This window comes from Maricaulis sp., from assembly GCF_015665295.1.
Classification (GTDB): Bacteria; Pseudomonadota; Alphaproteobacteria; order Caulobacterales; family Maricaulaceae; genus Maricaulis.
On sequence record NZ_JADFAJ010000007.1, the window covers coordinates 53,539 to 67,827 of the forward strand.

A 14,289-nucleotide genomic window follows, 5' to 3' on the forward strand; every position below is an offset into this window, starting at 1 on the left:
TCTCAGCGTACCGGGCCCTGCGCAGACCGTCTTGGCAGGTCCGGACCCGAAGCGAGTTCGAGCGCGGTGATCTGATAGGCGCCGACAAGATTGGCCGGCATCAAGCCGAGAGTCTGGCCGCGAACGCTGGCCGGCAGGACCAACTCGAACGTGTTTTCGCCTTCAGCCATGTCCCATTGCACCGAACGGCCGTTGGAAAACCCGGAGCCCTCGACAAAATGCGTGCCCGGCAGTTGAAGCTGGCCCCGGGCGTCGCCCGGCAGCGTGATGCGCATCCGCAGGCACACGGTTTCGCCGGCAAGCGCCTGCGGAACTTCCAGAGATATGAGCGGTGACCGGTTGTCGGAAACGGCTTGCCCGTTTTCACCGATGCTGACATTGCGCAGGCGGGTCGTGTCTTCGCCAAGGGGCAGAACCGTATCCTGCCAATTGCATTGCGCGGCGCGTTCCGCATTGCGGGCGAGAACCCACCGTCCAAACGGGGATCAGGTCGCCCTCGATCGACAAAGCGACAGACCGCAGGATCATCAATTATTAATGATTGGCACCTGTTGGGCCAGCGAGGCGACGCCCAAATAAATCATTGTTTTTTTAGGCCAATTTTCGCTTGATGGCGGAGGGGGAGGGATTCGAACCCCCGGAACCTCGCGGTTCAACGGTTTTCAAGACCGCCGCAATCGACCACTCTGCCACCCCTCCGGCATCCTCAATTAGACGGCTTGGCGGTCGAAGCGCAACTGTCGACATGCAGCTTACGCTCCTTTCACCATTCCGGGCTAAAAGATTGTCTGACGGATTTTCGGATGCGGAGTGGGTGCGGCGTGCAAAAGTGGCGGCTTTATCTTGCTGGGCTGGCCTTGAGCCTGGTGGCGGCGTGTTCATCCACGCCGGACAATCTGCGTCATTATTCCGGCTCCGGATCGGGTACAAATGCGGCCCGAACATGGCAGCCCGCGAGCACCAGCTCGACGCGGGCAGGGTCTGCCGTTGATACGCGTGGGCTTATTGCCGCATCAAGTGATCATCAGAAGGTGGGGCGCCCCTACACGGTGGCCGGGCGGACGTATCGGCCGACCCGCGACGACCGCTACGACGAGACCGGGATCGCATCCTGGTACGGACCGACCTTTCACGGTCGTCCGACCGCGAATGGCGAGACGTTCGACCAGCACGCCATGACGGCGGCTCACACCACATTGCCAATTCCCTCGATCGTCGAAGTGACCAATCTGGAAAACGGGCGTTCGGTAATTGTCCGCCTCAATGATCGCGGGCCCTTCGTGGACAATCGTCTGATCGACCTCAGTCGGGCCGCCGCGACAGAGCTTGACTTCATCGGCGCCGGCCTGGCGCATGTCCGCGTGCGCTATCTGGGGCCGGCGCATGAGGCAGGAACGCCGCCGGACCGGGTCTATCAGGCCAATGCCGATCCGGCGCCGGCACCGGCAGCCCCTCGGCTTGCGGCGGCGGAAGCGGCCACAATCGAGCCGACTCCGGCCTGGCAGCCGGCCAGCGCATCCACCGGCCGGTTTTCCCTGCAGCTTGGCGCGTTTTCCGATCCTGACAACGCCCAGACCTTCGCCCGGCGCCTCAATGGTGCCGGCGACGTGTGGGTCGAGTCGGGACGTTCCGACCGGGGACAGGTCTGGCGGGTCTTTTTCGGTCGCTGGCCTGATCGCAGCGCAGCCCAGACCGCACGCGGCTCACTGGCTGATTGGGGCATTTATGATGCCCGTATTGTCGCTCTGGACTGACGGCGCCACTGCCGACTTCGTGCCCGCGGCGCTGGACGCCATCGTCTTGCCGCGCTTCAATGCTCACCTCGCCTCTAAGCAGTTCCGATTCCGGCCAGGGAGCGTATCGACGTGCGCGTCATTTCTGTACTTGCCATCCTTCTTTCGCTCGTGATCACCGTGCCGCTTGCGGCACAGACCACGTTTCAGACCGACGCCAGCCACGCCGTCATACTTGACGCAGAAACCGGCGAAGTCCTGTTCTCGCGCAATGGCGATGAGGCCATGGCTCCCGCTTCGATGAGCAAGATGATGACCGTCCTGATGGTCATCGAGGCGCTGGAGGCCGGGTCACTGTCGCTCGACGATGAGCTGCCGGTATCCGAGCACGCATGGCGAACCGGTGGCGCGGCATCGGGCTCCTCGACCATGTTCCTGGAAGTCAATTCCAGGGCCCGGGTCGAGGACCTGTTGCGCGGCATCATCATCCAGTCCGGCAATGACGCCTGCATTGTGGTGGCTGAAGCCATTGGCGGCAGCGAGCAGGGCTTTGCTGACATGATGACCGACCGGGCACACGAGCTTGGCCTGACCAGTGCCAGCTTTGCCAATTCGACCGGCTGGCCACACCCGGACCACCGCATCAGCGCCCTCGACCTGGCGCGCCTCGCGCGGATACTGATCGAAGATCATCCGGCGTATTACGGCATCTGGGCCGAACGCGAATTCACCTATAACGGCATTCGCCAGTTCAACCGCAATCCGCTGCTGGGCGTGTTTTCCGGCGCAGACGGTCTGAAGACTGGTCATACCGAAGAAAGTGGCTACGGCCTCGTGGGCTCGGCGGAGCGCGATGGCGAGCGTCGCATCATCGTTTTCAACGGCATGGATTCCAATTCGTCGCGCGCCACCGAGGCCGAGCGCATGATGCGGGCGGCCCTGTCTGACTATGGTCTCTACCGCCTGTTCGAGGCAGGCGAGCTGGTTGATCACCAGGCCGAGGTATTCATGGGAGAAACCGAGACCATTGCGCTTCGTGTCGATCGCGACATCACGGCCGGCCTGCACCGTCGCGCCCGGCGCGATCTGAGTGTCACGGTGAATTATGACGGCCCGCTGGTCGCCCCGATCAATGCCGGTGATGTCGTCGGGACGCTGATCGTGGAAGCGCCGGATTATCCGCCACACGCGTATGATCTCGTCGCAGCGGAGAGCGTCGCCCGGAAAGGGCTGATGGGCCGCATCGGTGCCGCGCTCGCCCACATGCTGCGGGGCTGAACCGCGTGGCCCCGGGGAAATTCATCACGCTGGAAGGCGGCGAGGGGGCCGGCAAGACCACGCTGATCGGCGGCTTGACCCAGAGCCTCGCCGACCGTGGCCTCGACGTGGTCGTGACCCGCGAGCCGGGCGGTACACCCGGCGCGGAATTGTTGCGCAATATTCTGCTCAATGGCGATGTTGAACGCTGGTCGTCCCGCGCCGAAGCCTTGCTGATGTATGCCGCGCGGGTCGATCATGTCGAGCGTTGCATCAAGCCGGCGCTCGCCCGCGGTGCCTGGGTCCTGTGCGACCGCTTTGCCGACTCGACCCGGGCCTACCAGGGCGTCGGTGGCGGGTTGGGAGCCGACGAACTCGCCGAGCTCCAGCATTTTGCATTGGGAGCGTTTGCGCCCGACCTGACCCTGATCGTTGATCTTGATCCGGCCATCGGGCTGAAACGGACAATCCAGCGCGGCGAAAAGGCGACCCGGTTCGAGAAATTCGACGCCGGCTATCATGCCCGGCTTCGCCAGGCCTTTCTCGATATCGCAGCGGAAGCCCCGGAGCGCTGTGTCGTACTGGATGGGTCGCTGGCGCCGGAAGCGGTGATGACGGCCGCATTGACGGCGGTCGACACGCGCCTGACCGCATCGACATGAGTACTGACCCGGATATCGGTTCCGACGTCCAGCCGGGCTGTCTGCCACCGCGCCAGCGCTATGACCTGTTCGGACATGACGACGCAGAGCAGGCCTTTGCCGATGCCTGGCAGAGCGGCCGCATGCATCACGCCTGGATGATTACCGGACCGCGCGGGGTCGGCAAGGCGAGCCTGGCCTGGCGCGCCGCCCGACGCGTCCTCGGCGCCCGCCCGATGCCGGAAGCCGGACCGCTGGGTGCCAGTGCCCAGGACCCGGTTTGCAAGCTGATCGAGTCACAGGCCACGCCCGATCTTCTGCTGCTGCGACGGCCCTGGGACGAAAAACGCAAACGCTGGCGCGGCGAAATCACGGTCGAGGAGGCCCGCCGGGCACCGCATTTTTTCGAGATGAGTTCCGGTGGTGGCGGCTGGCGCGTCTGTATTGTCGACAGCGCGGATGACATGAACAATAACGCCGCGAATGCGCTGCTCAAAACCCTGGAAGAGCCACCGCGTCGCGGTGTGCTCTTCCTTGTCACACATACGCCCGGTCGGTTGCCGGCCACGATCCGGTCTCGCTGCCGCCGCCTGACCCTGCGGTCACCAACGGTTGATGCGACGGCCCGCTGGCTTGAAGGAGCCGGCTTTGCGAGTGACGCCGGATCAGCGTTGGCGGCGTCGAAACTGGCGGGCGGCGCACCGGGGCGGGCCCTGACCCTGATTGCGGGCGGCGGGGTCGAGCTGGCGGCCGAGGTCAATCTGCTGGTTGATCGTGGCGCAGCCGCCAGCGATGCCGATATCCGCAAGATCGCCGAGCGTCTGAGCCTGAAGGGCCAGGAAGAAATGCGCGACCTTTTCTATGAGGTACTCGCCAATGCGATCCGCGGTCTGGCCCGTGACCGTGCAGAGGCCGGACGCGATGCGACGGACTGGCTGGACAGCTGGCGTAATCTCAACGCGCTTGTCCGCGATGCCAACGCCCTCTATCTCGACCCCAGACAGACGATTTTGAGCGCGCTCGGCCAGGTCCGCGATGTCGCGCGCAAGGAAAAGGCCCGCGCCTAGACATGTTCATCGACAGTCACGTCAATCTGCACGGCGAACAATTCGCCGAGGATCTCGATGCGGTCATTGACCGGGCCCGCGCGGCCGGGGTCGGTCGCATGATCACCATCTGCTGTCAGCTGACTGATTTTGAAGCGGTTTCAGCCATTGCCGAAGCGCATCACGATATCTGGTGCACGATCGGCGCGCATCCGCATCACGCCAAGGACCGGCCGGATATCAGCGCTGACGAGCTGATCGAGATTGCCCAGCATCCCAAAGTCGTCGGGATTGGCGAAACCGGGCTCGATTTTCACTACGGGTACTCGCCAAAAGAAGAGCAATTCCAATCCCTTCTGGCTCATGTTGAAGCAGCCCGCCGAACCGATTTGCCGTTGATCCTGCACACGCGCGACGCCGATGAGGCGATGGCCGACCTGCTGGAAGCGGAGATGGGGAAGGGGGCGTTCCGCCCGCTCCTGCATTGCTATACCGGCGGTGCGGAGCTGGCACGGCGCGCAGCCAGGCTGGGCGCTTACTTCGCGGCCTCGGGCATCATCACCTTCAAAAAGGCAGAGGATGTTCGTGCCGTTTTCCGGGACCAGGTCGCCGATGACCGCGTGATCGTCGAGACCGATTGCCCGTATCTCGCGCCGGTCCCGCATCGCGGACGTCGCTGTGAGCCGGCCTTCCTGCCGGATGTCGCACGCGGCCTGGCGGCCGTGAAAGGCTGGAGCGAGGCCGAGTGCGAGCAACGCACCACCGAGAATTTCTTCCGCCTGTTTGACCGGGTTCCGCGGCCGTGAGCGGCGTCACCCGCCTGACCCTGCTGGGGACGGGGTCCTCCGGCGGTGTGCCGCGGGCCAATGGTGACTGGGGGGCCTGCGATCCCGCCAATCCGAGAAACCGCCGCCGTCGCTGTTCAGCGCTAATCGAACACGCGCAGACCCGTGTTGACCTTGAGGCCGGCGAGGCCGTGACGCGGGTTGTGATCGACACATCACCGGATTTTCGTGAGCAGATGTTGTCGGCCTCGGTAACGCGCATTGATGGTGTGGTGATGACCCACGATCATGCCGACCAGACCCATGGCATTGATGACCTGCGGGCCTTTGCCTATCTCCAGCGCCAGCGCATTCCGGTCTGGATGGACAAGCCGACCGCAAAAACCCTGACCAGCCGGTTTGGCTATACCTTCGAGGCACCGGCCAATTCCGGCTATCCGCCGATCCTGGACCAGCGCGACATGCCGGACTTTGGCGAACCGGTTGTTATCGAGGGGCCGGGCGGTCCGGTCGGCATCATTCCGTTTGACCAGGAACATGGCCGGATCCGGTCATTGGGATTCCGGATCGGTCAGATCGCATACTCGGCCGACATCAATGGTCTGCCGGACACCAGCGCGGCGATCCTGTCCGGGATCGATTGCTGGGTGGTCGATGCCTTGCGCGACGAACCGCACCCGACACATTTTCATCTCGATGACGCGCTCGCGGCGCTGCGCCGCGTCAACGCGCCGCTCGGTGTCCTGACCAATCTCCACATCACGCTGGATCATGCCGAGCTGGCAGCGCGATTGCCGGACGGTGTCCGTCCGGGCCATGACGGGCTGGTGGTGGAAGAGGCCGACGGCGCTGTTTTGATCCGCGACTGATCGATCCGGCCCGGTTTTCCGGTCAAGGTCCGATTGGCTTGCCTGCCTCGGATCATCGTCAATTGTTTCTCATAATATTTATTATGCGCTATATTGATGTGCATGTCTGGCGCTCCATCGCGGCGCCCTGCTTTCGCGACAATCCAATTTATCTCATCCTTTTCATACGCTAAGGATGACTTCTTGCGGCTCCATATGAGCGCCGCCTTCGTTCGCGTGGTATGAGAGGTGCCGATTTTCTTCCTGCTTTAAGTATCGCTGGCGGGCTTACAGCACTGCAAATCGGATTATGGTCGCCGTGCAATCACCTTCGCCAGAATCCGGAGCCGTCATGTCCACGCCGCCCGAAAACCTCCCGCCGATCGACCGCCTCCTCGCCATCATGGCAAAGCTTCGCGATCCCGATGGCGGCTGTCCCTGGGATCTGGAACAGGATTTTGCGAGCATCGCGCCCTACACGATCGAGGAAGCCTATGAGGTGGCCGATGCGATCGAGCGCAAGCGCTATGACGAGCTCAAGGACGAGTTGGGTGATCTCCTGCTCCAGGTCGTGTTCCACAGCCGGATGGCCGAGGAAGCGGATCTGTTCCGCTTCGACGACGTGGCTGCAGCGATCAATGACAAGATGATCCGGCGTCACCCGCATGTTTTCGGGGATGCCAGCACGCGTGATTCACAGACCCAGACGGCCGAGTGGGAAGCGATCAAGGCGGCGGAACGCAAGGCGAGTGACAAGGGCGAGAGCCTGCTGGACGACGTTCCGGTCGCCCTGCCCGCCCTCAAGCGTGCCCAGAAGCTGCAAAAGCGCGCGGCCACGGTCGGCTTTGACTGGCCGGATGCCGAACGGGTGCTCGACAAGGTGGATGAGGAACTGGCTGAAGTACGTGAGGCCATGGCGGCCGGCGATGCCGAGGCTGTGGCCGAGGAGATCGGTGACCTGATCTTTGTGTGCACCAATCTCGGTCGCAAGATGAAAGTCGATGTTGAAGCCGCCACGCGCAGCGCCAACGCCAAGTTCGAGCGCCGTTTCCGCCATATCGAGGTGACACTGTCAGCGCGCGGTCAGCGCATGCAGGACACGTCGCTGGAGGCCATGGAAGACTTGTGGGACGAGGCCAAAAAGATCGAGAAATCCGGGAAAACTTCGCAGGCCGAGCCGGTCTGATCCGGCCGGAACCGGATCAGAAATCGTCTTCGTCCTCGACCTCGCCGATACCCTGCGGGATGGCCAGTTCGGGAAATTGCGAGCGGAAACGGCCGGCTTCGACCGGATGCAGTCGAACCTGCATGGTGGTGGCACCGTTGTCCGGATCAATCTTGCTGGCCAGGACATCGCCATGCGCATGCAACCAGGCCAGTGCCCGCGCGTCCTGCGGCGGGATGAGTATCTCGAGGCGCTCATCATTCGTCGACAAGGCGCGCTCGATGGCATCGACCAGGGTGGCCACACCCTCGCCTGTCACGGCCGACAGCGCCAGCTTGACCGGCTTTCCGGCCTTCAGATTGGCCATCTGGACGGTGATGGCGAGATCCTCGGACTGGTCTTCATCCAGCCGGTCAGCCTTGTTCCAGGCTTCCAGCATGGCTTGTTCGTGGGCCGGCCCCGCCTCGATCGCATCGAGCACGCTCTCGACATCCTGGATGCGTCCTTCACGGTCCGGATCCGAGGCATCGATGATATGGACCAGAAGATCGGCTTCGCGCACTTCTTCCAGGGTCGCCCGGAATGCCGCGATCAGCTCGGTCGGCAGATCGGTGATGAATCCCACAGTGTCCGACAGGAGTATGCGGGTCCCGCCAGGCAGGTCGACGGCCCTCACCGTCGGGTCGAGCGTGGCAAACGGCATGTCCTGGGCGAAAACGCCGGCGCCTGTCAGCGCGTTGAACAGGGTCGATTTGCCGGCATTCGTATAGCCAACCAGCGCCACTGTCGGAAACGGGACATCCTGGCGCTGCGAGCGATGCAGCGCCCGGGTGCGGCGCACCTCGTCGAGCTGACGGCGGAGTTTCGCCATTTTCTCGTTCAGCAGGCGGCGGTCTGTCTCGATCTGGGTTTCACCGGGGCCGGCAAGGAAGCCGCGACCGCCACGCTGACGCTCCAGGTGGGTCCAGGTCCGCACTAGGCGGGAGCGCTCATAGGCCAGGCGCGCCAGCTCGACCTGCAGCACACCTTCCTTGGTCCGCGCGCGCTGGCCAAAGATTTCCAGGATCAGACCGGTCCGGTCGATCACTTTCACATTCCAGGCTTTTTCCAGATTGCGTTGCTGGATCGGCGACAGCGCCGTGTCGATCACAGCGACATTCGCTTCCAGATCGACAATCATCTCGCCGAGTTCAGCGAGCTTTCCGCGGCCGAAATACCGGCCGCTGTCGATCTTGCGGGTTTGCAATATGAAGGCATCCGCGACTTCGAGGTCGAGGGCTTCGGCCAGTCCGGAGGCTTCTTCGAGACGTGCTTCCGCACGACCCATTTCAGCGCGGCTGGCCGGATGAATGACAAGGGCGCGCGATACCGGCGCCTCGCGCTCAATCAATCCGTGGCGCTCTCTTCCACTGCGTCTTCATCCACCTTGTCATCTTCGAACAAGGATACCGGGGCGCCCGGCATGATGGTCGAGATGGCGTGCTTGTAGACGAGCTGGGACAGCCCGTCGCGGCGAAGCAGGACACAGAAATTGTCGAACCAGGTCACAACGCCCTGCAACTTGACCCCGTTCACGAGGAAAATGGTCAGGGGCGTCTTCGTTTTACGCACAGAGTTCAGGAAGACATCCTGGAGATTTTGTTTTTTATCGTGCGACATGTTGGCTCCGCGTGTGTCGCTTTGATCAGCGATTCGTATGTAGGGTATACAGCCCCTGCCTTTCCCTGCAACCACTTCATTTTGCATGGGAAGCTCGTCCGTGCACTCATGCCTCGGCGAGATAGGCCTCGCGCAGCGCGCTTGCCAGTGAGCCCGGTTGTCCGTTTGCAATCACATGGTTGTCAATGGAAACCACTGGAGTCACGAAAGACGTCGCCGAGGTCAGGAAAGCCTCGCGGGCCTCTCTTGCCTCTTGCGGTGTGAAGGCGCGCTCCTCGACTTCCAACCCAAGCTTTTGAGCACATTCGAGAATTCGAGCCCGCGTTATGCCATGTAAAATGCCGTGATCGGCCTGACGGGTCAGCAGTTTTCCGGCCTTGGTGACGATCCATGCATTGGTTGAGCTGCCCTCGGTGATGAAGCCGGCGGCATCGACCTGCCAGGCTTCCACGGCCCCCGCCTCCTGCGCGGCTTGCTTGGCGAGGACATTTGGCAACAGGTTGACGGTTTTGATGTCGCAGCGTGCCCAGCGCTGATCCGGCACGGTGATCACGGCAATTCCCGCTTCGGCGCGCGCGTCAGCCGCCACGAAATCAAGCCGTTTGCAGGTCAGTACGATCGTTGGCGTGATGGGGGTTTTCGGGAATGCGTGATCGCGCCGCGCCTGGCCGCGGGAAATCTGCAGATAGACGAGCCCGTTGCGGAGCCGATTGCGGCGCAGAAGTTCGCATATGACCCGTTCCAGTGCCGGTCGCGTGCGAGGCTCCGGGATCCGCAATTCACCCAGTGACCGTGACAGGCGACTGAAATGCCCGTCTGCATCCATCAGCTGGCTGTTGCGGACACTCCAGACTTCATAGACCGCATCCGCAAACTGGAAACCGCGGTCCTCGATATGGATGGCGGCATCGCCATGGCGGCAGAAGCGCCCGTTGACATAGGCATATCGCATCGGTTTTTCGTCACTTCCTGATGAAAAGCGCCCACACCGCAGCGACAGCGGCGAGCACCTCCAATCGCCCCAGAATCATGGCTGAAATAAGGATCGGCTTGCTCTGGTCCGGCACCTGGGTCCAGCTTGCCAAAGGATGCGACTGGTCCAGCAAGGGGCCGATATTCGCGAGCGCCGCCGTCATCGCCAGGAAGGCATCCTCGAAGCCCAGCCCGGTCGCGGCCAGCGCCATGGTTCCAAGACCGATCGAGGCCACAAAGGCGAGGACATAGGCCCAGATCCCGACCAGGGCCGTCTCATGCACGCGGCGCCCCCGAAAGCTGACCGGCATGACGCTGCGCGGGTCTGAAAGCACGGCAAGCTCGGCGCCCATGCGCTTCCACAGAAGCAGAATGCGCGACACCTTGATGCCACCGGTCGTGGAAGCGGCCGCGCCACCGATGAGCGCGACGAATATCGAGGCAGCCAGGGCCGGAATAACCCCGCCCCCGGCCGAGAAACCACTGGTCGAGACGATGAAGGCGGCGTCAATGAAATCGGAAAACGGCGTTCCGGGCCGGGCCAGGATGAAAAACAGGCCCAGGCCAATGATCAACGCGCTGATGCCAAGGATATCCGGGTCCTTCAGGACGGAGCGGTCGCGGATGACGTCCCAGAACAAGGCGACATTGAGTGATCCGACCAGGCAGCCGATGACGATCCACAGCGTCGAGATGGGCCCGATCGTGGCCAGAAGCCCGCCATCGGTCACCGTATAGCCGCTGGTCGAAATCGCGCTCATCGCCAGCACGGACGAGGCAAACAGCCCGTTGCCGCCGAACAGGAGGCCGAGCCAGATCAGCGAGGTCAGGACGCCATAGATAATGCCGATGCGACGCGCAGCCAGTGGCAGATGCGAGAAGACATTGTCGGATCGCAGCGTCAAAAGCGCCGACTTGCGGATTGCCGGGACATCGCGATCGAGCGCCGCAAATATACCGATAGCCAGCAGCAACGAGGCATAACCGCCCAGCCAGGCCAGGATGGCGCGCCAGAAAATCAGCGAACGCGGCAAATCATCGGCGGGCAACAGCGTGGCCCCGGTTGTCGTCACAGCAGAATAGGCTTCAAACACGGCGTCAAGCGGATCGAAATAGCCGGTGAGCCAGAATGGCAGCGCGGCCATGGCCGGGGCGGTGATCCATGACAGGAGTGCCAGGCCCAGCGCGTCCAGGGCGCTGGCCTTGGACTTGAGACCCCGCGTGGCGGACAGGATAAAGATGCCCGGAATGAAGGCGATCAGCGCCGTTGTTCCGAACAGCGGCGCCAGATGCGGTTCGCCGACAGCGGCCGCAACAAAGGCCGCAAACAGCGCCACACCCGCCAGGAGAACCCAGAGCGCGCCGAGCGGTCGGAGAAAGGCAACGGGCGTCATGGCCTAGAAATATTCGAGGCTGACGCGGAACAGATGCTCGACCTTGGGGATAAGCGCCGTATTGCAGAACAGCAGGACGCGATCATTCTCGCGGATCCGGCCTTCGTCGCAGGGCAGGATGACCCGGTCGCCCCGCACCACCGCACCCAGTGCAACACCGTCGGGCAGTTCCAGCTCGTCCAGCGGCTTGCCGACCAGCGGTGAGGTCGAGAGGGCGACGCCTTCCAGCGCTTCGGCCTGACCGCCGCCGAGACTTTGAAGGCCGGTGATCCGGCCGCGCCGGATGTGCTGGAGGATGGTCGAGACGGTCGTCGCCCGCGGATCGATCAGCACGTCGATATCCAGCGCATCCCGCAGGCTTTCAAAGGCGCGGTCATTGATCAGCGACAGGGCGCGCTCGGCCCCTTCCCGCTTGGCCATGACGGCAGAGAGCATATTGACCTTGTCGTCATTGGTCACGCAAACGACCAGTTCGGCATCCGCAACGCCGGCTTCGCGCATCAGCTTGGCATCAAGCCCGTCGCCATGCAGGACAACGGTTTTCTTGAGGCGTTCCGCGGCAGCTTCTGCCCGGGCCTTGTTGGCTTCGATAAGACGGACCTTGACGCCGCCTGCTCGCTCCAGCGCGCGGGCGACATAGACACCGATATTGCCGGCCCCGACAACGACAACGCGTCGGATCTGTTCCGAGCTGCGGCCGAAAATATCGAGGATGCGTCTCACCTGGCGGCTTTCCGTGACGACATAGACATCATCACCGGCCAGCAAGGGATCGTGAAGCTTGGGAATGAAAAGTGTCTGTTCGCGCTGTACGCCAACCACGGCGAGGCGGAGATCCGGAAACAGCTCCATCACCTGTTCCGTGGTCGAACCGGCGACAGGCGAGTTCTCGTCAAGCCGCAGGCCGAGCAGCTGAACCCGACCGCCGGAGAAAACCGCCGTGTTGAAAGCCCCGGGCGTCTCGACGCGCTGCAGGATGGCACGGCCAACCTCCAGCTCCGGCGAGATCACCACGTCAACCGGCATGTTACCGGTCGAGAAGAGGTCTCCCCAGGCGGGGTCGAGATAATTCTGCGCCCGCACGCGGGCAATCCGCATCGGCGTATGGAACAGCGAATGGGCGACCTGGCAGGCCACCATGTTGACCTCGTCGGAATGGGTCACGGCGACGAGAAGGTCGGCCTGGGCAGCGCCGGCGCGTTCGAGAACGTCGGGATGGGAGCCATGGCCGACAATGCCCTGCACATCGAGATCGGTGACCACATTGTCAACCAGCTCGGTCGACCAGTCGACGACGGTGACCGCATTCCCCTCACGGGCCAGGGCGCGGGCAATCCCCACGCCGACCTGCCCTGCTCCGCAGACAATCGCTTTCATGAGATATCCATTCGTCTGGCGTCAGGCCGCGCCTTCACGTTGCGGGCTGCCAACCCCGAGCGATTTGAGTTTGCGATGCAGGGCAGAGCGCTCCATGCCGATGAAGGCCGCCGTGCGCGAGATATTGCCGCCGAAACGATCGATCTGGGCCTTGAGATATTCACGCTCGAAATTCTCCCGCGCCTCACGCAAAGACAAGGCGATCATCTTCTCGGCGTCAAACCCGACATCCTGATTTTCCCGGGTGACGACTTCCGATGGAAGCGATTCCAGCGTGATCGGTTCGTCCAGCGCCCCGGTCGCCAGGATGAGCAGGCGTTCGATATTATTGCGCAACTGCCGAACATTGCCCGGCCAGCCATGCGCCTGCAAGGCCGCCATCACGTCGTCACCGAAGCGACGGCGCGGCAGGCCTGCGGAGGCGGTCAGCCGGTCAACGAAATGGCTGACCAGTTGCGGGATATCCTCGCGGCGATCGGCCAGCGGCGGCACCTGGACCGGGACGACCGCCAGGCGGTGGTAGAGATCTTCACGAAACAGGCCGCCCTGGATCCGGCCGGCGAGGTCCTGTGCGGTCGATGAGATCACCCGCACATTGACCTGGACGTCGGCCGCGCCGCCAATCCGGCGGAAACGCTGTTCAACGAGCAGGCGAAGCAGCTTGCTCTGCGTGTCCTTGGGCATGTCGGCAATTTCGTCGAGATAGAGCGTGCCGCCATGGGCCCGCTCGAGCAGGCCGATATGCTTGACGCTGCCGTCCTCGTTTTCCCGACCGAACAACTCTTCCTCGACGCCGTCCGGTGACATGCCGGGCGCGCTGACGGCCACGAAGTCCGCCTGGGCGCGCGGCGAGCTTTCATGAATCAGGCGGGCAACCAATTCCTTGCCGGCGCCGGACGGACCACGGATCAGCACACGGCTATTGGTCGGGGCCACCCGATCAATCAACTGGCGGACCTGGACGATGCCGCTGGAAACCCCGATCAGCGAGCTTTGCGCTTCGCTGCGCGCTCTCAGCTGGGCATTTTCCTGGCGCAGGCGACTGGTCTCCAGTGCCCGGGTCACGGTCAGCAGGAGCTTGTCACTCTTGAACGGCTTTTCCAGGAAGTCGTAGGCGCCCTTGCGGATCGCGGCGACAGCCGTTTCGATAGTGCCGTGGCCGGAAATGACGATGACCGGCATGTTGGCGTCGATGGCGCGGAACTCGTCGAGCAGCTCGATCCCGTCGAGGCGGCTGCCCTGGAGCCACACGTCCAGAATCACCAGGGATGGTTTGCGGGCCCGGATCTCGGCCAGCGCCCCGTCCGCATGAGCGGCCTCGCGCGTTTCATAGCCATCGTCTTCCAACAAGCCGCCGATCAGCTCCCGGATATCTGCCTCATCATCCACGATCAGAATGTCGCGCGCCATGG

The 14,289-nt window shown here is 63.1% G+C and carries 14 protein-coding genes and 1 tRNA gene; 7 read left to right on the forward strand and 8 right to left on the reverse strand.

Going from position 1 to position 14,289, the window contains the following annotated elements; genetic code table 11:
• Nucleotides 1-2: 2 nt before the first annotated feature.
• Together QZZ02_RS03545 and QZZ02_RS03550 are read right to left on the reverse strand one after the other, a co-directional pair.
• On the reverse strand, nt 3-275 hold the full coding sequence (locus tag QZZ02_RS03545) for a hypothetical protein (RefSeq protein ID WP_291842437.1): 273 nt from the start codon (nt 273-275) through the stop codon (nt 3-5).
• A gap of 336 nt (nt 276-611) precedes the next feature.
• Nucleotides 612-699, reverse strand: a tRNA-Ser gene (locus tag QZZ02_RS03550).
• A 350-nt stretch (nt 700-1,049) separates the two neighbouring features.
• Between QZZ02_RS03550 and QZZ02_RS03555 the strand changes: the two genes are divergently transcribed.
• The 7 genes from QZZ02_RS03555 to mazG all read left to right on the forward strand — a co-directional run bounded on the left by QZZ02_RS03555 (nt 1,050) and on the right by mazG (nt 7,496).
• A complete protein-coding gene (locus QZZ02_RS03555) occupies nt 1,050-1,754 on the forward strand; it encodes a septal ring lytic transglycosylase RlpA family protein (protein ID WP_291842438.1) in 705 nt (234 codons plus the stop codon).
• A gap of 111 nt (nt 1,755-1,865) precedes the next feature.
• Nucleotides 1,866-3,011 (forward strand): D-alanyl-D-alanine carboxypeptidase family protein, encoded by a 1,146-nt coding sequence (locus tag QZZ02_RS03560; RefSeq protein ID WP_291842441.1) that lies wholly within the window; start codon nt 1,866-1,868, stop codon nt 3,009-3,011.
• Between the two features lie 5 nt (nt 3,012-3,016).
• On the forward strand, nt 3,017-3,652 hold the full coding sequence (tmk, locus tag QZZ02_RS03565; RefSeq protein WP_291842442.1) for a dTMP kinase: 636 nt from the start codon (nt 3,017-3,019) through the stop codon (nt 3,650-3,652).
• Complete coding sequence (locus QZZ02_RS03570) at nt 3,649-4,698, forward strand: DNA polymerase III subunit delta' (protein ID WP_291842444.1); 1,050 nt, start codon at nt 3,649-3,651, stop codon at nt 4,696-4,698. The genes tmk and QZZ02_RS03570 overlap by 4 nt, the downstream gene beginning before the upstream one ends.
• A gap of 2 nt (nt 4,699-4,700) precedes the next feature.
• Nucleotides 4,701-5,483, forward strand: coding sequence for a TatD family hydrolase (locus QZZ02_RS03575; RefSeq protein ID WP_291842446.1), 783 nt, complete (start codon nt 4,701-4,703; stop codon nt 5,481-5,483).
• Entirely contained in the window at nt 5,480-6,331 is an 852-nt protein-coding gene (locus QZZ02_RS03580) for an MBL fold metallo-hydrolase (protein ID WP_291842448.1), read from the forward strand. The genes QZZ02_RS03575 and QZZ02_RS03580 overlap by 4 nt, the downstream gene beginning before the upstream one ends.
• Before the next feature lie 331 nt (nt 6,332-6,662).
• Nucleotides 6,663-7,496, forward strand: coding sequence for a nucleoside triphosphate pyrophosphohydrolase (gene mazG, locus QZZ02_RS03585; RefSeq protein ID WP_291842449.1), 834 nt, complete (start codon nt 6,663-6,665; stop codon nt 7,494-7,496).
• A gap of 16 nt (nt 7,497-7,512) precedes the next feature.
• Here the strand turns inward: mazG and hflX are convergent, their stop codons facing one another.
• From hflX to QZZ02_RS03615, 6 genes are all read right to left on the reverse strand, one after another.
• Nucleotides 7,513-8,865 carry a GTPase HflX gene (hflX, locus tag QZZ02_RS03590; RefSeq protein ID WP_291842451.1) on the reverse strand — a complete coding sequence of 451 codons (1,353 nt, stop codon included), beginning with the start codon at nt 8,863-8,865 and terminating at the stop codon, nt 7,513-7,515.
• A complete protein-coding gene (gene hfq, locus QZZ02_RS03595) occupies nt 8,862-9,134 on the reverse strand; it encodes an RNA chaperone Hfq (protein ID WP_291842453.1) in 273 nt (90 codons plus the stop codon). The genes hflX and hfq overlap by 4 nt, the downstream gene beginning before the upstream one ends.
• 106 nt (nt 9,135-9,240) lie before the next feature.
• Nucleotides 9,241-10,086: a D-amino-acid transaminase gene (locus QZZ02_RS03600; protein ID WP_291842455.1), complete on the reverse strand. Its 846-nt coding sequence runs from the start codon at nt 10,084-10,086 to the stop codon at nt 9,241-9,243.
• A gap of 10 nt (nt 10,087-10,096) precedes the next feature.
• Nucleotides 10,097-11,500, reverse strand: coding sequence for a potassium transporter TrkG (locus QZZ02_RS03605; protein ID WP_291842457.1), 1,404 nt, complete (start codon nt 11,498-11,500; stop codon nt 10,097-10,099).
• A gap of 3 nt (nt 11,501-11,503) precedes the next feature.
• Entirely contained in the window at nt 11,504-12,877 is a 1,374-nt protein-coding gene (trkA, locus tag QZZ02_RS03610) for a Trk system potassium transporter TrkA (protein ID WP_291842458.1), read from the reverse strand.
• 21 nt (nt 12,878-12,898) lie between these two features.
• The gene (locus tag QZZ02_RS03615) at nt 12,899-14,287 is read right to left on the reverse strand and encodes a sigma-54 dependent transcriptional regulator (protein WP_291842460.1); all 1,389 of its coding nucleotides are present in this window, start codon (nt 14,285-14,287) and stop codon (nt 12,899-12,901) included.
• Nucleotides 14,288-14,289 lie beyond the last annotated feature (2 nt).